Genomic DNA, 24,655 nt, shown 5'->3' on the forward strand with positions numbered 1-24,655 from the left:
TGAAAAGATAGAATATTATTAATAGTAGAAACAGTTGATTTCAATAGTATAAAATTAAAGCAACAAGATGATTAAGACTGTAAAAATTAGGGTTTAAGTTTAAGCGACTAGGCAAACGTCTAGTTTTCTTTATGTCAAAACCAAGGAGGTAAATATGATTGAGAGAGAACAATGGTATACAAATAAAGAATTATGGGAGCAATTAAACTCCTTGCGTGCTGACTTTAAGGACTTGCGTCATGAAATGCAAGAAACGAGAAATGTTATTAGAAAGTACAATGGGTTGCGTGAAGAACTAGGGGTAGTGAAGGAAAAGGTTGAGCGTATAGAGGCGAAAACGGAAGGTAAAAAAACAGTATTAGAAGCTGTCCGCCTATGGGGGGGATGGCTTTTTGCCTTTCTTACACTAATAATTTTAATGATTCAACACTTTTAATGAAAGGAGGTGTAGAGAATGGATAAAGGAACGATAGTAAGAACAGTTCTTTTAGGAGTAACTTGGCTGAATATTTTACTAGTCAATTATAATTTGCAGCCTGTTCCAGTGTTAGATGAGGAGTCCATTGCATATGGACTAACTTTTCTGGCATCGGTATGGGCCTGGTTTAAAAATAACTATATTACTTTAAGAGGAAAGCAGCAAAAAGAAGTACTGGAAAAATCAAATCTAATAAAGTAAAAAAACGGTTAGTCCATACGGGCAAGCTGTTTTTTTATATAAAAATTAAAAGGAGTGATTTACAATGGCAAAAATAGCTATTGGGGCTGGACATGGAATAAATACACCGGGTAAAAGGAGTCCGGAAGGAGAAAGGGAGTGGTCATTCAATAATAAAGTAGTTTCTGCAGCAATAAAGTATTTAAATGGGTATACAAATGTATCTGTTATTCGTTTGGATGATTCAACCGGAGCAACCGATGTTCCTTTAACAACTAGGACAAATAAAGCAAATAATGCAAATGCTGATATTTTAATATCCTATCATCATAATGCGAATACAGGAAATTGGGGTTCTTGGACAGGAACCGAGACCTATTATTATCCGGGTTCATCTACTGGATTAGCTTTGGCAAGAGCCATTCATCCTAGCATTGTTGGTGCAATGGGCTTACGCGATCGTGGAATTAAATCAGCTAATCTTCATATGGTACGAGAGTCTAGAATGCCAGCAATTTTAATTGAAGGGGGCTTTATGGATTCTACGATTGATATTGTAAAAATGCGTAATAATTCAGTAATGGATAAGACTGGAAAATCATTAGCAGGCGCTATAGCTTCCTATTTAGGATTGCAAGAAGAAGGGAGCGGTGGAAACACCTATACAGTCAAACCTGGAGACACATTATGGGGAATTGCTCAAGCCCATAACATGTCTGTTAATGAATTAAAGAGATTGAATAATCTCTCTGATGACACTATTTATCCTGGTCAAGTGCTGATCGTTAACGGTTCTGCTTCTAGTGGTACAGGGTATGTGGAAGTTATAACTTCAAGTCTTTGGGTATATGACGCACCGGATTGGAATGCGAAACACTCCATTGTAAATCAAGGAGAAGTATTTACAGTATTAGACGACTTGCAAGTAAATGGATCTAAAATGTATAAATTAAAATCAGGTTTATATATTACTGGAAATTCCCAATATGTAAGGTATTTTTCCGGGTAATATAATTTAGTTCTCACAAGATGCAGAATAAGGAGTTCAGATGAACTAAAATGAAACAGCGACATTGTTGGTATACGTAAAAGCCAACTTGTCGCTGTCTATTTTTTGTTATATATTGTGATAGTTAGTGTTAAGATTTCAAGTGAAACCTCAAATTGATATTTTTATACTATTATACTATAGGAAAGTAAACGTTATGGTTTATAGTATAAGAAAAACTATAGCTTTCGCTAAAGACTTGCGACAAGCCAAGTTTTTCTAAAAACACTAACTGTGAATTTCTAAAACTAAAATTATAAAAATAGTTACCCGCCAATAATATGATATCCAGCGTCGACATGAAGCACTTCCCCTGTGATACCCCGTGATAACTCACTCATAAAGAACATAGTTGCATCACCCACTTGGTCTTGGTCGACATTTTTTCGCAGTGGCGCTTTTTCCTCAATAAGATTTAATGTTTTACTGAATCCAGAAACTCCCTTTGCAGATAGTGTACGAATAGGACCGGCAGAAATAGCGTTAACACGGATTCCGTATTTACCCATATCCTCAGCAAGATAACGAACACTTGCTTCGAGTGAGGCTTTAGCAACACCCATAATATTATAATTTGGAATAACTCGTTCTGCTCCAAGGTATGTTTGTGTTACTATGCTTCCGCCTTCTGTCATCAGAGTTTTTGCTGCTTTTGTTACAGCGACTAATGAAAATGCACTAATTTCATGAGCCAATAAGAATCCTTCCCTAGATGTATCTGTATATTCCCCTTTTAGCTCTTCCCGATTAGCAAAGGCAATCGAATGAACAACACCATGAATGATCCCTATTTTTTCTTTAATTGTGGAAAAAGCTTCGTTAATACTTTCGTCACTTGCTACATCGCAGGGGACGATTAACTGTGCATCTATTTCATTTTGTTCTAATAGCTTTGTTAGTTTTTTATAAGAACGCTCTTGTCTATATGTGAAAATTAAGTTTGCTCCAGCTCTATGTAATGAAGAAGTTATTCCCCAAGCGATACTTCGTTCACTTGCAACACCCATAATTACAATATTTTTTCCTTCTAATAAGTTACTCATTAACGTACCTCCATTATTGCTTCTTTTGTACATTATAACTTAACTTGCATTTTGAAAGAAAGCAATATTCGTTTTATCTGGGATCTAAGGCATCGTACATCGTAAGGCTCGGTGTGTTTTTACGGTCAATACTAAATATCTTGATCGTTCTCTATTAGTATCTACAACCGCAACAGCAATTTTTTCCTTTGAGATGTCTATACCCACATATTTTGTGATACCATCCATATTAACGGCTCCTTTGTAGCTCTGATTTAGTTTCTTTGGAAATAGTATCGCCAAGTTAACCTACGAAATTACATTTCAGGGTCATTTTTGTTCATGATAACTTATTAAATCCCTATTAAAAAGAAGGAGAAAAGCTTATTCTAACAGGTTTTTTCTAAGAAATTTTAAAAAAATATAATTTACCCTTTACAAACGTTGCAGAACTAGGTATAATGAAATTCGTCGGTTTCGACAAACGTTACATAGAAGGCTTGAGATCGACAAATGATAATTGATGCATGGCCCGTTGGTCAAGCGGTTAAGACACCGCCCTTTCACGGCGGTAACACGGGTTCGAATCCCGTACGGGTCACCATTAGGAGGATTAGCTCAGCTGGGAGAGCACTTGCCTTACAAGCAAGGGGTCACAGGTTCGAGCCCTGTATCCTCCATCATTTGCCGGCCTAGCTCAATTGGTAGAGCAACTGACTTGTAATCAGTAGGTTGGGGGTTCAAGTCCTCTGGCCGGCACCATTTTAAAAATCAGTGAATAAACAATAAATTATTGTAAATAATATGGAGGGGTAGCGAAGTGGCTAAACGCGGCGGACTGTAAATCCGCTCCCTCAGGGTTCGGGAGTTCGAATCTCTCCCCCTCCACCACTTTTTTATTGTTGGGCCATAGCCAAGCGGTAAGGCATCGGGTTTTGATCCCGTGTACCCTAGGTTCGAATCCTAGTGGCCCAGCCATTTTTTTGTTTTATTTTAGACAAGCTTTTACATATATTTCGTGAATAACGAGCATTGCATCTGCCGAATAACCTGCGAGTAACCCCGATGCACTTAGCATCGAAAAGACGAAAAGAAGCAGGGATCAGCTAACAGAACAAAACCATAAATCAACTGATAAATATTTGAGCCATTAGCTCAGTCGGTAGAGCATCTGACTTTTAATCAGAGGGTCGGAGGTTCGAATCCTCCATGGCTCACCACTTTAATATTATGCTACAATAAATAATGCAAATACTTGATAAACAAGGTCGTATGAACAGTAAGTAGCCTTGTTTATTTTCATTTCATAGTGATTTAAGAAAGTATGATTCAGTAAGAGGTTTGAGTCGTGGAAAAAATTAGAAGTATTCAAGTAATAAAAAAACTATAACTAGCTACAATCGCTTATGCCATAGGCTTGAGGCTAGCCAGTTTTTTAAACGGTAAAAGAACTTAAAATTTGAAGTTGTTTTGGTGTTGTAAAATTGTACTCTCCTGAGTATAACGTAACTATGTTATCAATCTACGCCAAACGCTTGGTATATAAACGTTTTTTAAAAGCTTTTCAATATAAATATAAATAAAAACTTTGTTTCCTCTAAAAACCATTTCCTCAAAACATAATACGCACACGTTCAATAAAACAATTAAATAAGAATCAAATATACATAAATAGAGATTATAATGAATACCCAGTTAGTTTTACTTTATATTACTTAGGATACTATGGTATTATGTGTTTGTTTAAACTATATTCTTCATGTTTTTTATAAATAGCATGTAATCATGATATAATTTTTCTATAGGAATATTTGAAATAAAATAGAAAAACTATTTCTTATTATAAAGGATGAGCGGCAATGAAGACCTCCAGAATTCCTGGGTTTTATAAGCAAACGATAACCGAACGCAGAGAATTACTAAAAAACATGGATGCGTTTTCCGAAGAAACCTTAAAAGATCTTATTGCTAAGGAACCCTTACCACTTGAAACAGCAGATAAAATGATTGAAAATGTTATTGGAACGTTTCCTCTTCCTTTAGGTTTAGGATTAAATTTCTTGATAAACAGGAAAGAGTATTTAGTGCCAATGGTCATTGAAGAACCTTCAGTTGTAGCTTCTGCTAGTCATATCGGTAAAATAGTAAGGGAAGCTGGAGGGTTTACAACGGAAGCTACTGAGAGGATTATGATAGGACAGATCCAAGTAGTAGGGTGTCCAGATTACCAAGTAGCAAGAACAGCTTTACTTAATGAACAAGCTACATTATTGGAACAAGCAAATGCTTCCTATCCAAGTATTGTAAAACGTGGTGGTGGAGCGAAGGATTTAGAAGTTCGTCTTTTAAATGAAGATACAGACTCAACCTATCACCAAATGCTTGTGCTTCATATATATATCAATACATGTGATGCAATGGGAGCGAATATTATTAATACGATGGTCGAATCCCTTGCTCCTACTGTTGAGAAAATAACAAAGGGAAAAGTGTATCTACGTATATTATCTAACTTGGCTGATCGTTGTCTTGCTCGTGCAAAATGTGTTATCCCACCACATTTATTGAAGACGGGGGCTTTCTCTGGTGAAGAAGTTAGAGATGGGGTTATTCATGCATATGAATTTGCTGCTGCTGATCCTTACCGAGCAGTTACCCATAACAAAGGGATTATGAATGGTATTGATCCAATTGTTATAGCAACCGGAAATGACTGGAGAGCAGTAGAAGCAGGCGCGCATGCATATGCAGCTCGTCATGGACAATACTCCTCTATGACAACTTGGTCAGTTGACAATGAAGGAAATCTTGTTGGAGAGCTGGAATTGCCAATGTCTGTTGGAACCGTTGGAGGTTCAATCAATGTACATCCACTTGCAAAAGCATCACTTCAGATGTTGGGTGTAGAATCTGCTCAAGAACTTGCTCAAGTTATTGTGGCTGTTGGATTAGCCCAAAATCTTGGTGCATTAAAAGCGTTAGCTACAGACGGTATACAGAAAGGTCATATGGCTTTGCATTCTCGTTCTGTTGCTATAGCAGCAGGAGCTACTGGGGAGTTGATTGATATCGTGTCACAAAAATTAATAGAACTAAACGAAATCCGTGTTGGAAAAGCTAAAGAATTGGTGGAAGAGTATACAAAATGAGTGCAGAAAAGGTAACAACAACAGAAAAAACAGCTATCGGAGTAGCTTATAGTAAATTAATCTTAATAGGAGAGCATGCGGTTGTACACGGACAGCCGGCAATTGCTATACCCTTTCCATTAGTAGGCGTTGAGACAATCGTGGAACATGTACCAGGATCGGTAATAATTGATACCGAGTTTTACTATGGACCTATAGAAGACGCTCCTCGGTCGTTAGAAGGAATTGTTAGATGTATTGAGGAAACAGTGAATCATCTGGGCTTTCCATGTCAGGACATGTTAATTCGAATTAAATCATCGATTCCAACCGGTAAGGGATTGGGCTCAAGTGCTTCTGTAGCTATTTCTGTAGTTCGATCATTATTTGCTTATTATGATGAAACTTACACAGATGAAGAGCTATTAGAACTAGCTAATATTGCTGAGACTTACGCGCATGGAGCTCCTTCAGGAATTGATACATTGACGATTACAACACAATCACCAGTATGGTATGAAAAGGAGCATCCAATAAATTTTATTAAGCTAAGTGATGATTTTCATTTTGTTGTAGCAGATTCTGGACGAGTAGGCGATACTCGTTTAGCTGTAGAATCTGTTGCAAGATTATTGAAATCTGCTCCAAAGAAGATACAGCGAAAGCTAGAACGAATCGGCAAATTAACTCACTATGCAAAACAAGCATTAGAGAAAAAAGGCAAGCATATTTTAGGACATATGTTAAATGAAGCTCAAAAGGAGCTAGAAGCTTTAGGAGTTAGTGATACAGGACTGAATCGATTAATTGATTTTGCCAGAAAAGAGGGGGCACTGGGCGCTAAATTAACTGGTGGCGGTAATGGCGGCTGCATTATTGCGCTTGCCCAAAATGAAGTACACTCCAGACAATTGGCAGATAAGCTAAGGAAGTTTGGGGCTCAAGCGGTATGGCCATTTGTTCTAAAAGGAAAGAAAGATCAATAAGCTTGAAAGCTCAAGTAGAAGGGGAATAACAATGAAAGCAACTGCTAAAGCACATACAAACATTGCCCTTATTAAATATTGGGGAAAGCGGAATGAGTCGATTATTTTACCAACTAATAATAGCCTTTCCCTTACATTAGATGGTTATTTTACAACGACAACAGTTGAGTATAATAATTCCTTATCTAAAGATGAGTTTACGTTGGACGGGCTAACCGTTTCAGGAGAATCGTACAACCGTGTTTCCGCTTTTCTTGATCTGATTCGAAATATGGCTGGAAAGCAAGTGTTTGCACATGTTGAATCCGTAAATGATGTGCCGACTGCAGCTGGTTTTGCTTCGTCAGCCTCAGGTTTTGCTGCATTGGCTGCTGCTGGTACAAAGGCTATCGGACTTAAATTAAATGATCAAGAACTCTCCCGACTAACACGTCAAGGTTCGGGTTCTGCTTGTCGTTCCATTTACGGTGGTTTTGCTGAATGGGAGATGGGAATGCGTGAGGATGGTTCTGATTCTTATGCAGTACCAATTGCTCCAGCTGATTATTGGGATATCCGTGTTGCTGCGGTTGTACTATCTTCAGCACAAAAGAGTGTTTCAAGTCGTGTAGGGATGCGCCGAACTGTAGAGACATCGCCATTTTTCCAAGGATGGTTGGATAGTATTGGCAAAGATTTATTAGAAATTAAACAAGGAATTCAAACTCGAGATTTTGAAAAAGTTGGCGAAATTGCTGAAGCGAATTGCTTGAAAATGCATGCAACTACACTGGGAGCTTCTCCTCCATTTACATATTGGCATGATGCAACATTAGTGGTCATGCAAAAGGTCTGGGAAATGCGCTTACAAGGTACACCGGTATATTTTACGATTGATGCTGGCCCAAATGTAAAAGTTCTCTATTTACCTGAGTACGAGGATCAGGTGAAGCAAACGTTGGCCAGTTTACCAGGTGTAAGCGATATTCGCTTAAGTAAACCCGGCCAAGGAATAACATATTTATAGGGGCTGAAACATGGTGTCACAATCATCTATGAAAGTAGAAGTACCAGGGAAGTTAATGGTTGCTGGAGAGTTTGCAGTATTAGAGCCTAATCAGCATCTAATTGTAATGGCGGTTGATCGGTACGTTTATGCAATTATTAATCATAGTAAAAAAAATTATCTTCATCTCCTAGATTTTCAATTAGAAACAACTTGGGAATATAAAGACAATAGAATAGTTGTTGCTTCAGATGATTCCAGAACTAAATTTGTTGAAGAAGCGATGACCGTTGCTGTTAATTATTTGAGGGAAAGGGGATATGCAGTTACCCCTTTTCAATTATTGATTAAAAGCGAGCTAGATGATGAATCTGGTGTGAAGTATGGATTAGGATCAAGTGCAGCAGTAGTTACTTCTGTGATTACTGCGATTTTAAGCAAGTTTCTTTCCTTTACTCCTTCACCCAAGCTTATTTATCAATTAGCATCTATTTCGCATGTGTTGACGCAAGGTAATGGGTCTGGCGCTGATGTTGCCGCATCATCCTATGGGGGCTTCTTGAATTATTCTTCCTTTCAAGCAGATTGGTTACAAAAAGCTTATCAAGAATCCCGCTCGTTAACCGAATTGTTGGAACGTGATTGGATTTATGCGTCACTAGAGCCCGTTACGCTGCCTAATTCTATTTATCTTTGTATTGGCTGGACTGGAAAACCAGCATCCACAAAGAAACTAGTCGATGAGCTTATGCAATTAAAAACGAAGAATCCAGATAAGTTTTCAACTTTTCTATTACAAAGTGAGCAGGCTGTTAACAAGGTATTACAAGGTATGAAGGAAAATAAGACAGAAATTCTGCTTGAGGGAATTAAGGAAAATCGCCAAGCATTAGCTTCTGTTGGACGACATGCTAATGTAGATATTGAAACTTCCTTATTAACTAAACTATGTGATTTAGCAGAGACGTTTGGTGGTGCAGGAAAGCCTTCTGGAGCTGGTGGAGGCGATTGCGGTATTGCTTTTATGCCATCTAAAGAAGCGGCTGATAAATTAATTAAAGCATGGAAAGACGTCGGGATTAAACCCCTTTCTTTAAAACCGTATCCATATGGGGCAAAAGTTATCAAAGCGTGAGTGCAATTAAAATAACAATATATTTATATTTAAACTGCGCATGGACTCGGGGTTGTCCAGGCGTTTTTTTGATTGTGTAGAAAACGATATCCGTTTGAACATGGCGAAAGTACTTTGTCTAACTTAAGCACTCATACTGCTAGCAAACTTCGCTCTTCTTCTTACGATAAGTCACATTGGCTCGAATCTAAGGTGCCGTAAAACTACCGCTTCAAGCATTATAGAACGAAGAAGTCTAAGTGAGTGATAGCGGTACCTAAATGCCCAATTTGTTCGAGCCGATAGGACTAGAGATACTGCTTGAATAGGCATCGCACGCAGAAAAAACGGATGTCTTTTTCAAGACCAGCTATAAAAAGTCAAGGTAAAAATGGAGTGATTTTTGAGATTATGATAAAAGACTCCGATTAAATTAAGCATACCAAATAAGCCTTCATTAATTTTTTAAAAAAGAAAGCTTAGATTAATTTATTATTAATTATTATTTGGTCTCGGTTCATAAGGTTTTTTATCTCTAAGTATTGCAAAAATGATATGTGTTAATTTCCGAGCAACAGCACCAACAGCTGTACCATGTGCTTTACCACGCTTACGCAATCTTTGGTAATGCAAGGAAAGGGCAGGATCATGGAAACTCGCTACAAACGCAGCTTGCCAAATAGCTCGTCTGAGGTAAGGAGAACCTCGTTTAGAAAGTCGAGTTTTATTACTATTAAAGTCACCAGATTGATGAACAGAGGCGTCTAGGCCTGCAAAAGCAACAAGTTGCTCAGGACGCTCAAAGCGTTGAATGGAACCAATTTCTCCAAGAATGACACACGCGGTAACATCACTAATACCAGTGATCGTTGTCAGAAAATGTTCTTGGCGATTTGAAATATCAATCATTACTTTTTCCATTTTTTCTAGATGTTTTTCAATTAATGAAATTTGTTCTAAAAGAAGTTGAATTTGTAGTTTAAATACATCTGTACCCATAGAAATGCCAAAGGTATTCAACGCACTTTCTCTAATTTGATTCGCTTTATTAAAAGCTTTTGTTTCACCGAGACGCCCTTTACTTAATAACTCAGCTAACTTTTCTGTATCAAGTTGAAGTAAATCTTCAGGTAAAGGGGAGTGTAGTAAAACTTCAGTAGAAGATTTTCCAAATACATCAGAGAAAATTTGTTCATACTCGGGAAAGACTTGATCAAGTAACGAAATTACTTTGCGTTTTAAGTCTGAACACTGATCTACAAAGGAATACCGTAAACGCTCAAGATGTCTTAATTCTAGTAAATCTTCTTCAACGAAAGGAGTTTCCTCTGGCGAATCAATACGGATGACTTGAGCGATCAGGTAGGCATCACTCACATCTGTTTTTGTCTTTCGAATATAAAAATGACGTAAGGCATCCGATTGTAAAGGATTAAAAACGGTTATTTTAAATCCTAATTTATGAAGAAATGAAAAAACAGATAACCAATAATGACCGGTAGCTTCCATACCAACAACTGTGTTATCAGGTATTAACTTATATTGGTTGATAAATTGAAGTAACTTTTCGCTTCCTTTCTTGGAATTTGCGAAACGGACAGTTTTCCCAACGGGATCACCTTTATCATTAATTAAACCTACTTGATGATGCCGCTTACCAATATCAACACCAATATAAAACATAAAAGCACCACCTAATTATTATTTATCAGATGGGAGGAATCCTCTTATCCTTATAGATATCCAACCTCGTTCGATATACGACAACGAATATGTCATCCAGCTCATTCGAATAGTTCTATAAAGAAAGAGGTGTCAGTCTTGAAAACGAAGACAATACTTCAAGGACAATTACGACAACCTCTATCTGACTAAATACATTATACCTTGAGTGGTACAACGATTTAAAACTAGTAAAAATACTAGTTAATAATAATATACGAGGACATGGAAAGCTACGATAGCGATACATCGGAGTTTTTCAAGGACAAGAAAACTTTGACAGGCACACATCGCGCGATTTTTCAAAGACGAGATTAAAGCCTTTATTTTACTTCAGCAGTAGGCGTAGGGAAAAGCCTATTGAATGAAATTTCACTATATTTCGAGTAGGCAAGCAAGCAAATAAAAAGCCGCAGTTAGAATATTTTGCATATTTATACATCTTTATGTTAAGTTGAGTCACTTCCCTTTTTTTGTCTACAATAAGGAGTGAAGGGAGGCGTTTTCATGAAAAAAAACATATCGATTATCGGGGTTCCAATGGACTTAGGTCAAAGCAGGCGAGGCGTTGACATGGGGCCAAGTGCAATGCGGTATGCCGGTGCTATGGAGAAGTTGGAAAGGTTGGGCTATCACATACATGATCTTGGGGATATTCCTATTATTAAACCTGATAGGAAATCGTCGGATCAAGTAAGTAATTTAAAAAATTTACAGCAAGTAGTTGAAGCAAATCAGAAACTTGCCGATATGGTAGATAGAGAAATAAGCAAAGGGTATTTTCCACTAATTTTTGGTGGGGATCATAGTATTGCGATTGGTAGCTTAGCAGGTATTTCTAAGCATTACGAGAATCTGGGTGTGATTTGGTATGATGCACATGGAGACTTAAATACAGCAGAAACTTCACCATCTGGAAATATCCATGGCATGCCACTTGCTGCTAGCTTAGGATTAGGAAACGAAAAGCTGACAATGATTGGCGGATATGCTCCTAAAATAGAGTCAGAAAATATTGTTATTATTGGCGCGCGATCTCTTGACCCAGGAGAGCGTGAACTGATTGAGAATAAAGGAATCAAAGTCTTTACCATGCATGAAATTGATCGAATTGGTATGCCAAAAGTAATGGAAGAAGCGATTGCTTATTTACAAGATCGTACGGACGGTGTACATCTGAGTTTAGATGTTGACGGACTTGATCCTTCAGAGGCGCCAGGAGTAGGCACACCGGTTATTGGGGGTATGACCTATCGAGAGAGCCACTTAGCGATGGAGATGTTAGCAGAAGCAGAGATAATTACTTCAGCAGAATTTGTAGAGGTAAATCCAATTTTAGATGAAAAAAATAAAACTGCTATTCTGGCAGTTGGGCTTATGGGTTCATTGTTTGGTGAAAAATTGAAGTAATATGGTAAATCTATTTTCAGCTGACACTTTACTTTTTCAAAACGTTAAAAGACATTAAATTTCAAACTGGAAATTTGATGTCTTTTTTAACCCTATTAAATGTTCTCTATTTTGTTAGAATTTACGTGCAGGGATTTTTTGCATGCGTACATTTACTCCCAAAACTCTTTTTTAGCTTCATTATGTTGGCTGTTTAAATATTCTAAAATTAATTGATCTAATTTCATACTTGAGGAGATGACTGGCTCAGAAGTCAATGCATGCGAGTTAGTAAGTGAAATCATTTCTTTACGACATTGTTCAATTTTTTCCAATAACCTAGAATTACTCACAAAACTATCCTCCTATCTAGTATAATTATAGTAGGATAGTAACCAATATTTTGCAATCATAAACATTTACATTTTTTTAATGCTTTTTGAAACCTTTATGCGAACCGATTCGTAATATAATTTACCGCATAGTTAGCGGAGGTACCAATATGGATGAAATGATAAGAGACAGAATCAAACAAGTGAAAAAAGGAGATCAGTCCGCTTTTGAGGATGTGGTCTCATTCTTTCAAAATAAGATTTACCAACATTGTTTTCGTATGCTTGGTAATGCGCACGAGGCGGAAGATATAGCGCAAGAAGCTTTTATTCGTGCATATGTAAATATCCATTCGTTTGATGACCGGAGAAAGTTTTCAACGTGGCTATACCGAATAGCGACAAATTTAACAATTGATCGACTTCGAAAGCGAAAACCGGATCATTATCTTGATGCTGAGGTAAAGGGAACAGAAGGATTAGATATGTACTCGCAGTTAGCCGATCAAGGTCGTCTTCCTGAGGAAGAAGTAGAGGGGTTGGAACTGCAACGCTATATTCAATACGAAATATCAAAGCTTCCTCCGAAGTACCGTAGTATCATTATGCTACGATACATTGAAGAGTTTTCCTTACAGGAGATTAGTGAGATCCTGGATATCCCACTTGGAACAGTAAAAACCCGTATCCATCGTGGAAGGGAAGCTTTACGGAAAAAGCTTCGTCACGTGTAAAGGAGTGTGGCTCACTTGAATTGTAATAAAGAAGCTGTAGAATTAATGCATTATTATTTAGATGGGGAAATTACCAAAGAGCAAGAAAAGGCTCTTAGTCACCATTTAGAGAATTGTGAAGTATGCCAAAAGCATTTTCACGAATTAAAGCGGACGATCACACTAATCCAAAGTACAGAACAAATAAAAGCACCTGCTAATTTTACGGCGAGTGTAATGGAAAAGCTCCCCGCTGAACGAAAGCGTGTTAAATATAGAAGATGGTTTAAAGCCCATCCTTTTTTAACGGCTGCTGCCATATTTTTTATATTTATGTTAAGCGGGTTATTTTCGTTATGGAATCAGGACAATCAGTTGATCGTTTCTAAACAGGAAAACCTCGTCATTAAAGGAGATACAGTTATTGTACCAGCAAATGAAACTGTAAAAGGTGATCTGCTTGTTAAAAATGGCGATTTAATTATAAATGGAACCGTAGACGGTAATGTAACGTTAATCAACGGCAAACTAATTAAAGAGCCGATTGATAAAGACGGGCTGAGGGCATCAGTTGGTGAGATAAATGGAGAGCTGGAGCAAGTTGATCAAATGTTTGAATGGGTATGGTACAGTATAAAGGATTTGTTCCAACGTATTTTTTCATTTTAGTCGAAGCGAACCTGAAGGACGAAGGTATATTCCCGTACTTCAGGTTTTTGTTCTTGTTTAGGGAATTTATATCCGTTTGTACGTCTCTAAGCGAGTGATTCCAGCTTTAGTGTTAGCTTAAGCGCTTAGGCTAACAGCAACCCCTTCGTTCTCCTTCTCCCAATAAGTTAACATCGGTTCGGATCTAATGGAAGGGAATAAAGCGGTTTGTCGCTTAAGACGTCGGCATCCCCCTGTTTTAGAGGCATGTTTTCTTTATCTCGAATGTAAAGAACCGTATTTCTCTCGCTTTAAACATTTTTATTATCTTGACGAGTTAGTGAAAGAAATATCCCCTAAATACTCGATTCGTTCAGTAAAGGAATCAAGATTTTCAGTATATATAGATGAGAAAATTGTCAGGTCAGCCACGTTAACTATGTTTTCCTCAGAGATGGAATTCTGTTTTTAGGAAAGCAACCTTTCCTAATGTGATTTTTTGTAGTCCTTTAAAATGGATGATATATGAAAAATTTGCTAGCTAACCGCATAATAAATCGTACATCTCATTGGTAATTTTATGTTACAATAAGAATGTTATTAAATGTTGATAAGGCAAGTTTTATCCCGCATGTAAGGTGCCGTAAGACTCCCACTTCAAGACCTGAGTGATACAAAAGGTCTAAGTGGGAGAAAACGGCACCTAAATGCCCGATTCGTTTAAGGGTCTTTAGGTCATACCCTTGCGGTACTAACATTCAGTAGGAGATGGAAGAAAACTCCTACTGAATGAAGTTTCACTTTATTGCATTTTATAGAACCTATATTATTATGAATACCTCTGATTCAATACCTTTACTTTATTTTATATAACAAATAGTTAAGTAAATGGTAAGACATCGACGTTTCCTTAATCAAGTAAGGTGCTTTAGCTCTTATATTTTTAATTAAATTAGGTCAAAAATAAACTTGTTATTTCGAATTATTTACATGTCGTTATGATTTAAGTTATTATTAGCAAAATAACCAGGCAACTTAGGGAGTGATTTAGTACGAAAGCTTGGTACATAAGTATATATGTTTAAGCTTAAGGCGTACTTTACTTATAGAGTATAGTCAATACGGATGACTTCAAGGAGTTGGCTTTTACATTTCCTCTGCTCGCTTGTCATAACGAATTATACTTCTCGCATAGGTTTTGCGAATAACGTAAGCAGTTTAAAAGCAAACTACGAAGAACCTGACTTTTTAAATAATTTTTCATAGAATTTTATATAGAAGGATGTGTAATCATGCTTGATGGGGGATTTGATTTAATACAGCTCCTTAGGATAGGCGTGGATATAGCTCTCGTCTGGTATGTTTTATATAAATTAATCATGCTGATAAGAGGTACAAAGGCTATCCAGTTATTAAAAGGGATAGCGGTTGTACTAGCTGTATGGCTGTTAAGTATTGTATTAGATTTACAAACTGTACAATGGATTACTAGTCAAGCAATTGACTGGGGACTTATTGTTATTATTATATTATTCCAACCAGAGCTACGGAGAGCTTTAGAACAATTAGGTCGAGGAAATATTTTTGGTCGCAGCTCGCGTTCTGAAGAAGAAATAATTGAGGAAAATATTGATGCCATCATCCAGTCCTGTAATTATATGGCTAAACGACGAATTGGGGCTCTTATTTCCATTGAAAGAGAAACAGGAATCGGTGACTATGCAGAGACGGGTATCCAAATTAACGGCAAACTCACCCATCAGCTTCTAACGAATATATTTACACCGAATACCCCGTTACATGATGGCGCAGTCATTTTAAAAGGGGATACAATCATAGCTGCCGCATGCTATCTCCCATTATCTGAGAGCCCGTTTATTTCAAAAGAATTAGGTACGAGACATCGTGCTGCAATGGGCATAAGTGAAGTAACGGATGCATTAACCATTGTTGTATCAGAAGAAACTGGTGGTATATCTTGTACGAAAAACGGCGAGCTACATAGAGATCTTAGTCAGGAAAGTCTACGGAATTTATTAAGGTCTAACTTGCTAATAAATATAAAGACCCCTGATAAAAAGTCAAAAAAATGGAGGGGAAACAAAAATGGATAATTGGTTTAGAAGTAAATGGTTTGTCCGTGTCGTTTCCTTAGCTTTTGCCGTTTTCTTTTATGTTTTCGTAACCGTAGATCAAGCAGATAAATTACCGGATAACAATGATGCTACATTTTCTTCTGAAGATGAAGCGCAAAATTTGGAAACATTGGATGATGTTCCAGTAAATATTAAAATTGATGATGAGAAATATGTAGTTAGCGGTGTACCTGAATATGTATCTGTTTCATTGGAAGGCTCAGCCTCTATATTGAAACCGACTATTCGCAATCGGAATTTTGAAGTGTTTGTTGATTTAAGAGACTTAGGTGCTGGAGAACATACCGTAGAACTACAGCACAATCTATCGGATAAGTTAGATGCTTATATTGAACCAAAGCGGATTGATGTGGTGATTGAAGAAAAGGCTACAAAAGAATTTAATGTTACAGTTGACTTTTTAAATAAAGATCAAATGGCTAAGGGATTTGAACTGGGAGATTATGAAGTCCATCCAAAAACTGTGACGATTACAAGTGCTAAGAGTGTGATTGATAAAATAGGAATTGTAAAGGCTTATGTTGATGTTAGTGGGCTGGATGCACCAATTGATAATCGGGAAGTTCCTGTTAATGTATATGATAGTCAAGGAAACGAATTGAGAGTCAATGTAAAGCCTGAAAATGTGGTCGTATCAGCAGATGTCAGTAACTTTAGTAAAAAGGTTCCAGTAAATGTAGAGACAAGTGGAAAGCTTCCTGATGGGTTTGAATTGAACTCAATTTCTGCTAATGTAGAAGAAGTGGAAGTGTTTGGAAGTAAAAGTGCTTTGCAAAATTTAAAAGAAATTAGAACAGAAGCGATCGATTTATCCAAAATAACCAATTCAGGTACCATTGAAACAAATCTTGCCATACCAGAAGGTGTAAGTGTCGCTGGAGGAAAAAAAGTTGAAGTTACAGTTGAACTGGAACAACCAAGACAAACAAGCCAAAAAACAAATCAAGAATCTAGTCAAGAAACTAGTCAAGAAACAACCCAAACAAGAACAATAGCTAATTTGCCAATCGAGATAGAGGGCATAGGTGATGGTTTAGAAGCTTTTTTTAAGGAGCCAGCTAATGGGGGGATGAATATTACTGTTTCGGAAAACAGGTCTGTTGTCGCAGGGTTAAAAAAAGATGATTTCAAAGCATCTGTCAATGTGAAAGGACTAAAAGCAGGCACACATGACGTGCCGATCTCTGTGGACGCGCCTGATGGAGTAACTGTAAAACCTGAATTTAAACAAGCTACGATTGAAATTAATGAATCTTAATATATTGGTTACGTTTGTTTGAGAAACGGTGGAAATGGATAAAAAGGAGAGAATTTTACATGGGAAAATATTTTGGAACAGATGGTGTACGAGGAGTTGCTAATAAGGACCTTACACCAGAGTTGGCATTTAAGCTAGGAAGGGCTGGCGGTTACGTGTTAACGAAAGAAACAGAGCGTCCGAAAATCATTATTGGTCGTGACACACGCGTATCTGGTTATATGTTGGAAGGGGCGTTAATTGCCGGCCTGCTGTCAATTGGTGCTGAGGTAATGCGTTTAGGAGTCATCTCTACACCTGGTGTTGCCTATTTAACAAAGGCAACTAGTTCGCAGGCTGGTGTAATGATCTCCGCTTCGCATAATCCAGTAGAGGATAATGGTATTAAGTTCTTTGGACCTGATGGTTTTAAGCTGACGGATGATCAAGAAGAAGAAATTGAAGCTCTTATGGAGGGCGAAGATAACTTACCTAGACCAATTGGTGGAGACATTGGGATTGTAAATGATTATTTTGAGGGAGGGCAAAAATACTTATCTTTCCTTAAAGATACAGTTGATAATGAATTTGATGGTTTAAAGATTGCCTTTGATTGTGCACATGGTGCTACCTCAAGTCTGGCTACCCACTTATTCGCTGATTTAGAGGCAGATATTTATTCTATAGGTTCTTCGCCAAATGGTCTAAACATTAATGATGGTGTAGGATCAACTCATCCAGAAAAGTTGCAGGAGTTTGTCAAAGAAAAAGAAGCCGACGTAGGTTTAGCTTTTGATGGTGACGGTGACCGCTTAATTGCTGTTGATGAAAAAGGGAAAATTGTTGACGGTGACCAGATCATGTTCATCTGCGCTAAGTATATGAATGAAAAAGGACTCCTGCGCCACAATACAGTTGTATCTACGGTAATGAGTAACATAGGTTTTTATAAAGCATTAGAAGCAAATGGAATGCGTAGCGATAAAACAGCAGTAGGAGACCGCTATGTAATGGAGGAAATGCGAAAGGGCGGCTATAATTTAGGTGGAGAGCAATCCGGCCATATTATATTTTTAGATCACAATACAACTGGTGACGGGATGCTATCAGCATTACAGTTAGTCAATGTTATGAAAGAAACGGGTAAACCTCTATCCGAATTAGCCAGTGAAATGACAGTTTATCCCCAAGTACTTAAGAATGTAAAAGTAACGGATAAAGAGAAAGCATTAAATCACCCTGAGATTAAACAGGAAATCGAAGCAGTAGAACAAGAATTAGGCACACAAGGTCGTGTATTAGTTCGTCCTTCTGGTACGGAACCGTTAATTCGTGTGATGGTTGAGTCACCAACAAAAGAAGAGTGCGATAAATATGTAAATCAAATTGTAGAGCGGATAGAAAAATTAATTGGAGCGGAATAGAAATTTTATATTAGCTGAGCATCCTTCTATTATTTAGGAGGATGCTTTTTTGTCTAGAATACGATACATGTTGGCTATCCTTTTTGAAAGGTAGCCTCGCCTAAAGCTTATACCTTATAGCTGTAGCAAACCTCGCTCTTATTCCTGAGATAAGTCAACTACAGCTTGAATCTAAAGCAGGCTTGCCGCTCAGGCGTCGGCATCCGCCTGTTGCAGGGGGGATGTTTCATGTAAGGATCGTAATTTTATCATTTTTGACAAGATAGTGAGAGAAACTGCTCCTAAATGCCGAATAGTTCGGGACGACAGGGCAGAAAAAGCTTCTTGAAAAAACATGCGCAGCAAAAGTGTACTTCTTTTATAAGGGCAAGAAAAACTTCGACAGTTACATATCACATGCAGCAAAAGTGTTTTCTTTTCCACCCGACATTTTAGCCTTTGATCTACTTTTGTCATTCGAAGATAAATGAAAGAAAGTCGCTACTGGATGAAACTTCACTTTATGTAAGAAGGTTCATTAGTTTTGCGGTTATCCGTAAAAATTTAGCTAAATTATAAGCTGTTCAAACAAAAATGAGTAAGGTATAATTAGGTGTGGAAATATTTCGATAATTCTTTGTGCTTGGTCATGTTAAAAGTTTGGGAAGGACAGCAGCTTGAAATGCTTTGTTTTAGTATACTTCACGGGGATTACTACCGCTAAAAAAAGGATAACGCAAACCTGCTTAATCCTCTTTCTCTTTGATAGGATGATTAGGAGGGAATCTATGGTTCCATTTGCAAGGCCAACTGTAGAATAATTTTTTCACACATCTGTTATTACGAATTTTACAGTAAATAAAGATAAAACAAGGTTGCTTTTTAGCACCAATCTCAAGCGGAAAATGAATATTTGTTGATCCATCTAATTTATTTAAATACTACGAACGCTACGTAAATATAAAGGGGGTAGAGATCACCGAAGGGCACCTGATGCCTGATCACGTGCACATGTTAATAAGTATTCCACCAAAAATATCTGTTTCAAGTTTTATGGGATATTTAAAAGGTAAAAGCACACTTATGATATTTGATAAGCATGCAAACCTAAAATATAAGTTTGGCAATAGAATGGGCGGAAGGATATTCTTTAATACTAAATTTTTATATGTCTGTAAAAATATAAGGGGGAGAGCATTATGCGTTCCTATCAAATGTTTATTAATGGTCAATGGGTTGATGCTGTTTCGGGGAAAACATTTGAGGCATTCAATCCTGCAACAGGGGAAGTCAATGCTACAATTGCAGAAGGTGGAGTAGAAGATATAGATCGAGCAGTTAAAGCGGCGAGAAACGCTTTTGAATCTGGGCCTTGGGCAGATATGTCCCCAAGTAATAGGGGAAGATTATTATTTGAAGTGGCACAAGAATTAAGGAATAAATCAGAATTTTTTGCCGAAGTAGAATCCAGAGGAAACGGACTTCCTATTAATGAAACAAGGCATATTGCAATTCCGTCCATGATTGATGTATTAGAATTTTACGCTGGGTTAGCGACTAAGGTTCAAGGGGAAACGCTAGCTTCTCCAAATAATCGGTTTAATTTCACGTTAAAAGAACCGCTTGGTGTGATTGGCGCTATCGTTCCATGGAACTTTCCTCTGATGTTAACGATGTGGAAGCTGGCTCCAGCCTTAGCAGCAGGGAATACAATTGTGATTAAACCCGCTGAGCAAACTCCGATAAGTACACTAGAATTGGTAAAAGTTTTTCAGGAGGTTGGAATACCGGATGGGGTAATTAATGTTGTTCCAGGATATGGACAAGGGGCGGGGAGAGCACTTTCTTCACATACTGATGTTGATAAAATAGCTTTTACAGGTTCGACACATACGGGAAAATTAATTATGCAGGCGGCAAGTAAGAATTTGAAACCAGTCAGTCTAGAATTGGGAGGAAAATCTCCTAATATTATTTTTGCGGATGCCAATATAGAAAATGCTATTAGAGGATCCATGTTCGGTATTTATTTTGGTCAAGGGCAAGTTTGTGCCTCTGGATCAAGAATGTTCGTTCAGGAAAGTATATATGATACGTTTATGGATGCGTTCACGAACAAGGTGAAAACAATTAAAGTGGGAGACCCATTAGATCCAAGTACACAGATGGGACCGCAAATATCTTTACAACAATTAGAACGTATTGAAAAATATGTTGCATCTGGTATAGAAGAGGGAGCAACATTGTCACTTGGGGGAAAGAGAAGTGCTCCTGTCAATAATGGATACTTTTTTACACCGACTATTTTTGAAGATGTTACAACAGATATGACAATTGCAAAAGAAGAGATTTTTGGACCAGTTTTATCAGTTATCCGATTTAAAGATGAACAAGATGTTTTAGAAAAGGCCAATGACACCATTTATGGATTAGCTGCTGGAGTTTGGACGGAAAATGTAAAGAGAGCACATCGGATGATCAAGGGGCTTAAAGCAGGAACAGTATATGTAAACACCTTTAGCATGCTTGATAGTGTATCTCCATTCGGTGGAACAAAACAGAGTGGGTTTGGAAGAGAGCTAGGCATTCAAGCTATGGATATGTATACAGAGACAAAAAGTGTATGGATGGATTTAAGTGATGATCATTTGAATTGGTATGGAATATAAGGAACATAGTATTATCCGTGGGAAATTCATTAATTATAAAGGGTGATGGGCTGGATTATTGGGAAGCTTTGATAAAACAAAGACAATAGAAACGACAGCTTCTAGAAAAAACCTAAAGGTAAAAAAGGGCAATTTCAGGTAAGAAATGTTTTAAGTATTATAAATTAACTATGAGACAATGGGTTAGCATTGATGGGCGTAAATCCAAAACAAAGAAAAAAAGACGGTAACTATTAAAAAGAAAACAGGAGTAGAATCCAGAATAATACTCAAATAAAAAAATCCGTGTGATTTTGATATGCTCCCTCCTAAGTAGACAGATTAAAAAATATAAACTTGCTACTAGGAGGGAGTTCATTTTATGTCCAGAAAGTATACTACTGAATTTAAACAGATGACAACTGACTCAGCTTGAAATACCTGTTGAATGGTATCCTTAAATAAACACTTATCATTTCTTGAACATCTTCTACAGTATTGCATTTCTTTGCCAATTCTTTTACAGTTATCTCATGAGAAAAGTCTTACATAAATGATTCTTTTTCTTATTGGAATTGATATCCATCACACGAAACTTTTTATGCTCCCCATAAAAAAGAACCCTCACCAAAATGATATGCTCCCTTAGGTAGACAGATTAAAAAAATAAAATCTGTTATTTCTAGGAGGAGCTTTTTATGTCCAGTGCTTAATGGCAACCTCTTTCAATGGTGCCGGCTGAAGAGGCTTAAGCATTATTTTTTATCGATCGGGAGTTCATAAACACATCTTCTAATGAATTTTCGTCAATTTTTATCTCGTAAAGGGAAAAATCTGATTGGAATAACGCTTTGGACAACCTGGAAATCTCATCATCAGATGTTATATTTAGCCGTGTGACTTTTTTATTAATTTCTACGAAAGTTACATTTATCTTAAATTTGGTATTAAGCTCTTGAATTTTATCAACTGTGAGGACGGGTTTTGTTCTAACAGAGATCCTGATTCCTTCCTTAGTTGCCGATTTCAATTCTCGTGGCGTACCCAATTTCTTGATGATGCCGTCGCTTAAAATTCCTACTCTATCACTGATTTTATCAATTTCATCAAGATTATGAGACGTCAGAAAAACCGTTTTTCCCTGCTCTTGCAGTCGTTTAATAACCTTTCGAATTTCTATAGTTGATTCTGGATCAAGCCCGGAGGTGGGTTCGTCAAGAATGATCAATTCGGGGTCCCCTAAAAGTGCTTGGGCAATACTGATTTTCTTTTTCATACCGAAGGAATAGGTTTTTATTTTTCTCCTTTCAGCACCTTGTAATCCCAACTCGTGTAAAAGTATTTCGTATTTTCGTTCTGAACGTTGATCCTTAACCAAGCTCCCCATATATTTTAGAAAGTTTATGCCCCTCATATGATGGTACAGGTTCGCTACATCTGGCATTACGCCTATTCTTTTCTTCACTTGATTTAGCTTTCTATCCGGTACCCCCAGGATTTCGAAGGAGCCCGAAGTTTTGTTAGAAATGCCTGTTAGTATATGGATAAATGTTGACTTTCCCGAACCATTATGGCCAACGAATCCAAATATTTCTCCTTTTTGTATTGTTAATTGAATTCCCTTTAGAACTTCTGTAGCACCGTAATTTTTGGTTAGATTGTTCACTTCGATTGCATTCATCACTTACAAGTCCCTTCTTTTTATGATCAACATAGATATGCCAAAGAGAGTCATCCCTACAGCAAATGGGATAAACATATAACCAAACGGTTTAGACAAATAATTAAAAGGTAAGATATATTTGAATGGCATCCAATACCATTCATTCGACATAGTGGCTACCAGACCTATTATAGGCAAGGAAATACCGGAAAAGATTCCAAGAAACATAGATAATTTAGCCTTCGTAATAATCGTTGAGATTAAAAGCACGAAACAGATGATATAAAACAATAATACGAGTGTCTGCAAATATTTATTCATCGACCATGTGCCGGAAAGGGCAAAAACTATAGCGTAAGAAATTGAGATTATTGCAATCCAGAATAGCAGTGTTCCCACTAATTTCCCGAGCATAACTTCTAATCTTGAGATTTTTGTAACAAGCAACCGTATTGTATTCATTTCTGTTTCACTGTTAATGAGGTCGTGAGAAATTGTAGACACAAACAAAAATCCAAATAAGAGGATAATGAATGATATCGACACATTATAGATCGTATTCTCATCAAGACCTTCTTCAAGAAAGATATTGATAATGTCTTGGTTGTTTTCTAAAAAATTGGCTGACTGGTAAGAAACAAAAGTCAAAAAAAGAATAATTAATATTGATCGGATACTCTTGAAAGAATTAATAAATTCCCTATATAACACTGTAACCATTTTCATTCCCCATCATAAAATTTTTACTGTACCTAAATTGTTACACACAAGATCCACTTTGCGGACTAATCTTTGAGTTTAGGTAATGTTAATCAAGTTTAGAAACAGGTTATGCAAAGTTGGAGTAAGCCTTTCAAGTTCAAAGATGAATTTTCAAAACCTATAATGCATGTAGGACAACTTCAATAATATTTATCTAATTAGCTTCAACTATAATAAAATTGATGGTAGAAATAATAATCATAAATATTGTAGCAACAGCATAGGTATTTCTTGCATTTTTATTATTCCAAGATATGATAGTCATAACAGCACATACAATCGTCAATATAAGCAATAGAATCAATGTACGGATTCCTCCTGTCTAATGAATTACTCTATGTTTCCTTCAAAATACTCTTCTAGGGAACCATAGGTCTGTAAGATTTCTGATACCCTGGTTAGGTTACTTACGATCTTACCCTGATTTATAATCAATACGTAATCACAATAATTTTGTACAACATCTAACTGATGAGTTGATAAAACAAGGCTATTACCCTTTTGAACATACGTATTTAGTTCTTTTTTTATTTCTCTCATGCTTATAGGGTCTATGTTAGAAATGAATTCATCTAATAGCATTACTTTAGGATTTTTTATTAATAGAGGTATTAGGGAAATTTTTTTCTTCATCCCTAAAGAATAGTCACCTATTTTTCGGTTAATTACCTCCTGTAAACTCAATTTCTCAATCAAAGGGTATGTTTCTTGTATGTCAAAATCTAGCAGTTCACTCATAAAGGACAAATATTCATTACCTTTTAATACTGGATACACTAACGGATTGTCAGGTAAAAACATGATAGAATTACTATTGTCATGAGCCATTTGCTTTCCATCTATAACGATATTTCCCTCGTCTACAGAAATAATATGGCTTATAGCCATTAAAGTAGTGGTCTTTCCCGCTCCATTCAACCCTAAAAATCCCACTTTACTTCTACCTGGGATTTTAAATGAAATATTTTGTAGAATGTGTTGCTGGCCTATCTTTTTAACCAAATTGGATACTTCTAGTATCGTTCTGTTTTGATCTTTCAT

General features: G+C 36.9%; 21 protein-coding genes, 6 tRNA genes and 1 pseudogene. 21 read left to right on the forward strand and 7 right to left on the reverse strand.

Annotated elements, in window-relative coordinates; translation table 11 throughout:
- Positions 1 to 154: 154 nt before the first annotated feature.
- From JNUCC74_RS01510 to JNUCC74_RS01520, 3 genes are all read left to right on the forward strand, one after another.
- A complete protein-coding gene (locus JNUCC74_RS01510; RefSeq protein WP_454066644.1) occupies positions 155 to 436 on the forward strand; it encodes a hypothetical protein in 282 nt (93 codons plus the stop codon).
- Between the two features lie 18 nt (positions 437 to 454).
- Entirely contained in the window at positions 455 to 679 is a 225-nt protein-coding gene (locus JNUCC74_RS01515) for a phage holin (RefSeq protein ID WP_454066645.1), read from the forward strand.
- A gap of 64 nt (positions 680 to 743) precedes the next feature.
- Positions 744 to 1,667 carry an N-acetylmuramoyl-L-alanine amidase family protein gene (locus JNUCC74_RS01520; RefSeq protein ID WP_281250267.1) on the forward strand — a complete coding sequence of 308 codons (924 nt, stop codon included), beginning with the start codon at positions 744 to 746 and terminating at the stop codon, positions 1,665 to 1,667.
- Between the two features lie 305 nt (positions 1,668 to 1,972).
- On the opposite strand, the gene fabI is transcribed toward JNUCC74_RS01520, so the two are convergent.
- Positions 1,973 to 2,749: an enoyl-ACP reductase FabI gene (gene fabI, locus JNUCC74_RS01525; RefSeq protein WP_454066646.1), complete on the reverse strand. Its 777-nt coding sequence runs from the start codon at positions 2,747 to 2,749 to the stop codon at positions 1,973 to 1,975.
- Between the two features lie 84 nt (positions 2,750 to 2,833).
- A complete protein-coding gene (locus JNUCC74_RS01530; RefSeq protein WP_454066647.1) occupies positions 2,834 to 2,977 on the reverse strand; it encodes a hypothetical protein in 144 nt (47 codons plus the stop codon).
- Positions 2,978 to 3,257: 280 nt separating this feature from the next.
- On the opposite strand from JNUCC74_RS01530, the gene JNUCC74_RS01535 reads away from it, so the two are divergent.
- The 10 genes from JNUCC74_RS01535 (at position 3,258) to JNUCC74_RS01580 (ending at position 8,962) form a co-directional block, all read left to right on the forward strand.
- Positions 3,258 to 3,332: transfer RNA gene (locus JNUCC74_RS01535), tRNA-Glu, on the forward strand.
- A 3-nt stretch (positions 3,333 to 3,335) separates the two neighbouring features.
- A tRNA-Val gene (locus tag JNUCC74_RS01540) sits at positions 3,336 to 3,408 on the forward strand.
- 6 nt (positions 3,409 to 3,414) lie between these two features.
- A tRNA-Thr gene (locus tag JNUCC74_RS01545) sits at positions 3,415 to 3,490 on the forward strand.
- Between the two features lie 44 nt (positions 3,491 to 3,534).
- Positions 3,535 to 3,619 (forward strand) — tRNA-Tyr (locus JNUCC74_RS01550).
- Between the two features lie 12 nt (positions 3,620 to 3,631).
- Positions 3,632 to 3,706, forward strand: a tRNA-Gln gene (locus tag JNUCC74_RS01555).
- Positions 3,707 to 3,872: 166 nt separating this feature from the next.
- Positions 3,873 to 3,948: transfer RNA gene (locus JNUCC74_RS01560), tRNA-Lys, on the forward strand.
- A gap of 639 nt (positions 3,949 to 4,587) precedes the next feature.
- Complete coding sequence (locus JNUCC74_RS01565; protein ID WP_077319136.1) at positions 4,588 to 5,877, forward strand: hydroxymethylglutaryl-CoA reductase, degradative; 1,290 nt, start codon at positions 4,588 to 4,590, stop codon at positions 5,875 to 5,877.
- Positions 5,874 to 6,842 (forward strand): mevalonate kinase, encoded by a 969-nt coding sequence (gene mvk, locus JNUCC74_RS01570; protein ID WP_454066648.1) that lies wholly within the window; start codon positions 5,874 to 5,876, stop codon positions 6,840 to 6,842. The genes JNUCC74_RS01565 and mvk overlap by 4 nt, the downstream gene beginning before the upstream one ends.
- A gap of 31 nt (positions 6,843 to 6,873) precedes the next feature.
- Positions 6,874 to 7,848 (forward strand): diphosphomevalonate decarboxylase, encoded by a 975-nt coding sequence (gene mvaD / locus JNUCC74_RS01575; RefSeq protein WP_454066649.1) that lies wholly within the window; start codon positions 6,874 to 6,876, stop codon positions 7,846 to 7,848.
- Positions 7,849 to 7,858: 10 nt separating this feature from the next.
- Positions 7,859 to 8,962, forward strand: coding sequence for a phosphomevalonate kinase (locus JNUCC74_RS01580; RefSeq protein ID WP_454066650.1), 1,104 nt, complete (start codon positions 7,859 to 7,861; stop codon positions 8,960 to 8,962).
- A 474-nt stretch (positions 8,963 to 9,436) separates the two neighbouring features.
- On the opposite strand, the gene JNUCC74_RS01585 is transcribed toward JNUCC74_RS01580, so the two are convergent.
- Positions 9,437 to 10,624, reverse strand: a complete 1,188-nt coding sequence (locus JNUCC74_RS01585; RefSeq protein ID WP_454065429.1) for an IS110 family transposase — start codon at positions 10,622 to 10,624, stop codon at positions 9,437 to 9,439.
- Between the two features lie 546 nt (positions 10,625 to 11,170).
- Between JNUCC74_RS01585 and rocF the strand changes: the two genes are divergently transcribed.
- Positions 11,171 to 12,073 (forward strand): arginase, encoded by a 903-nt coding sequence (gene rocF, locus JNUCC74_RS01590; protein ID WP_454066651.1) that lies wholly within the window; start codon positions 11,171 to 11,173, stop codon positions 12,071 to 12,073.
- A gap of 152 nt (positions 12,074 to 12,225) precedes the next feature.
- On the opposite strand, the gene JNUCC74_RS01595 is transcribed toward rocF, so the two are convergent.
- Positions 12,226 to 12,405: a Spo0E family sporulation regulatory protein-aspartic acid phosphatase gene (locus JNUCC74_RS01595; RefSeq protein WP_454066652.1), complete on the reverse strand. Its 180-nt coding sequence runs from the start codon at positions 12,403 to 12,405 to the stop codon at positions 12,226 to 12,228.
- 149 nt (positions 12,406 to 12,554) lie between these two features.
- On the opposite strand from JNUCC74_RS01595, the gene sigW reads away from it, so the two are divergent.
- The 7 genes and pseudogenes from sigW to JNUCC74_RS01630 all read left to right on the forward strand — a co-directional run bounded on the left by sigW (position 12,555) and on the right by JNUCC74_RS01630 (position 21,210).
- Positions 12,555 to 13,118 (forward strand): RNA polymerase sigma factor SigW, encoded by a 564-nt coding sequence (gene sigW, locus JNUCC74_RS01600; RefSeq protein WP_454066653.1) that lies wholly within the window; start codon positions 12,555 to 12,557, stop codon positions 13,116 to 13,118.
- A gap of 15 nt (positions 13,119 to 13,133) precedes the next feature.
- Positions 13,134 to 13,766: a zf-HC2 domain-containing protein gene (locus tag JNUCC74_RS01605; protein ID WP_454066654.1), complete on the forward strand. Its 633-nt coding sequence runs from the start codon at positions 13,134 to 13,136 to the stop codon at positions 13,764 to 13,766.
- Between the two features lie 1,271 nt (positions 13,767 to 15,037).
- On the forward strand, positions 15,038 to 15,859 hold the full coding sequence (gene cdaA / locus JNUCC74_RS01610; protein WP_454066655.1) for a diadenylate cyclase CdaA: 822 nt from the start codon (positions 15,038 to 15,040) through the stop codon (positions 15,857 to 15,859).
- The gene (locus JNUCC74_RS01615) at positions 15,852 to 17,159 is read left to right on the forward strand and encodes a CdaR family protein (RefSeq protein ID WP_454066656.1); all 1,308 of its coding nucleotides are present in this window, start codon (positions 15,852 to 15,854) and stop codon (positions 17,157 to 17,159) included. The genes cdaA and JNUCC74_RS01615 overlap by 8 nt, the downstream gene beginning before the upstream one ends.
- A gap of 59 nt (positions 17,160 to 17,218) precedes the next feature.
- A complete protein-coding gene (gene glmM, locus JNUCC74_RS01620) occupies positions 17,219 to 18,562 on the forward strand; it encodes a phosphoglucosamine mutase (RefSeq protein WP_077319146.1) in 1,344 nt (447 codons plus the stop codon).
- Between the two features lie 888 nt (positions 18,563 to 19,450).
- Positions 19,451 to 19,672, forward strand: a pseudogene (gene tnpA / locus JNUCC74_RS01625) (IS200/IS605 family transposase); the annotation flags it as partial.
- 68 nt (positions 19,673 to 19,740) lie between these two features.
- Positions 19,741 to 21,210: an aldehyde dehydrogenase family protein gene (locus JNUCC74_RS01630; RefSeq protein ID WP_454066657.1), complete on the forward strand. Its 1,470-nt coding sequence runs from the start codon at positions 19,741 to 19,743 to the stop codon at positions 21,208 to 21,210.
- Between the two features lie 727 nt (positions 21,211 to 21,937).
- Here JNUCC74_RS01630 and JNUCC74_RS01635 read toward each other — a convergent pair.
- From JNUCC74_RS01635 to JNUCC74_RS01645, 3 genes are all read right to left on the reverse strand, one after another.
- Complete coding sequence (locus JNUCC74_RS01635; protein WP_077321424.1) at positions 21,938 to 22,870, reverse strand: ABC transporter ATP-binding protein; 933 nt, start codon at positions 22,868 to 22,870, stop codon at positions 21,938 to 21,940.
- A 3-nt stretch (positions 22,871 to 22,873) separates the two neighbouring features.
- Positions 22,874 to 23,578, reverse strand: coding sequence for an ABC transporter permease subunit (locus JNUCC74_RS01640; RefSeq protein WP_454066658.1), 705 nt, complete (start codon positions 23,576 to 23,578; stop codon positions 22,874 to 22,876).
- A 366-nt stretch (positions 23,579 to 23,944) separates the two neighbouring features.
- On the reverse strand, positions 23,945 to 24,655 hold the full coding sequence (locus JNUCC74_RS01645) for an ABC transporter ATP-binding protein (protein ID WP_077319149.1): 711 nt from the start codon (positions 24,653 to 24,655) through the stop codon (positions 23,945 to 23,947).

This window comes from Cerasibacillus sp. JNUCC 74, assembly GCF_053667775.1.

Excerpts from the sequence above, each read along its gene's own strand:
- JNUCC74_RS01510 (WP_454066644.1), top strand. The coding sequence starts at position 155 with ATGATTGAGAGAGAACAATGGTATACAAATAAAGAATTATGGGAGCAA.
- JNUCC74_RS01515 (WP_454066645.1), top strand. The coding sequence starts at position 455 with ATGGATAAAGGAACGATAGTAAGAACAGTTCTTTTAGGAGTAACTTGG.
- JNUCC74_RS01520 (WP_281250267.1), top strand. The coding sequence starts at position 744 with ATGGCAAAAATAGCTATTGGGGCTGGACATGGAATAAATACACCGGGT.
- fabI (WP_454066646.1), bottom strand. The coding sequence starts at position 2,749 with ATGAGTAACTTATTAGAAGGAAAAAATATTGTAATTATGGGTGTTGCA.
- JNUCC74_RS01530 (WP_454066647.1), bottom strand. The coding sequence starts at position 2,977 with ATGGATGGTATCACAAAATATGTGGGTATAGACATCTCAAAGGAAAAA.
- JNUCC74_RS01565 (WP_077319136.1), top strand. The coding sequence starts at position 4,588 with ATGAAGACCTCCAGAATTCCTGGGTTTTATAAGCAAACGATAACCGAA.
- mvk (WP_454066648.1), top strand. The coding sequence starts at position 5,874 with ATGAGTGCAGAAAAGGTAACAACAACAGAAAAAACAGCTATCGGAGTA.
- mvaD (WP_454066649.1), top strand. The coding sequence starts at position 6,874 with ATGAAAGCAACTGCTAAAGCACATACAAACATTGCCCTTATTAAATAT.
- JNUCC74_RS01580 (WP_454066650.1), top strand. The coding sequence starts at position 7,859 with ATGGTGTCACAATCATCTATGAAAGTAGAAGTACCAGGGAAGTTAATG.
- JNUCC74_RS01585 (WP_454065429.1), bottom strand. The coding sequence starts at position 10,624 with ATGTTTTATATTGGTGTTGATATTGGTAAGCGGCATCATCAAGTAGGT.
- rocF (WP_454066651.1), top strand. The coding sequence starts at position 11,171 with ATGAAAAAAAACATATCGATTATCGGGGTTCCAATGGACTTAGGTCAA.
- sigW (WP_454066653.1), top strand. The coding sequence starts at position 12,555 with ATGGATGAAATGATAAGAGACAGAATCAAACAAGTGAAAAAAGGAGAT.
- cdaA (WP_454066655.1), top strand. The coding sequence starts at position 15,038 with ATGCTTGATGGGGGATTTGATTTAATACAGCTCCTTAGGATAGGCGTG.
- JNUCC74_RS01615 (WP_454066656.1), top strand. The coding sequence starts at position 15,852 with ATGGATAATTGGTTTAGAAGTAAATGGTTTGTCCGTGTCGTTTCCTTA.
- glmM (WP_077319146.1), top strand. The coding sequence starts at position 17,219 with ATGGGAAAATATTTTGGAACAGATGGTGTACGAGGAGTTGCTAATAAG.
- JNUCC74_RS01630 (WP_454066657.1), top strand. The coding sequence starts at position 19,741 with ATGCGTTCCTATCAAATGTTTATTAATGGTCAATGGGTTGATGCTGTT.
- JNUCC74_RS01635 (WP_077321424.1), bottom strand. The coding sequence starts at position 22,870 with ATGAATGCAATCGAAGTGAACAATCTAACCAAAAATTACGGTGCTACA.
- JNUCC74_RS01640 (WP_454066658.1), bottom strand. The coding sequence starts at position 23,578 with ATGAAAATGGTTACAGTGTTATATAGGGAATTTATTAATTCTTTCAAG.
- JNUCC74_RS01645 (WP_077319149.1), bottom strand. The coding sequence starts at position 24,655 with ATGAAAGATCAAAACAGAACGATACTAGAAGTATCCAATTTGGTTAAA.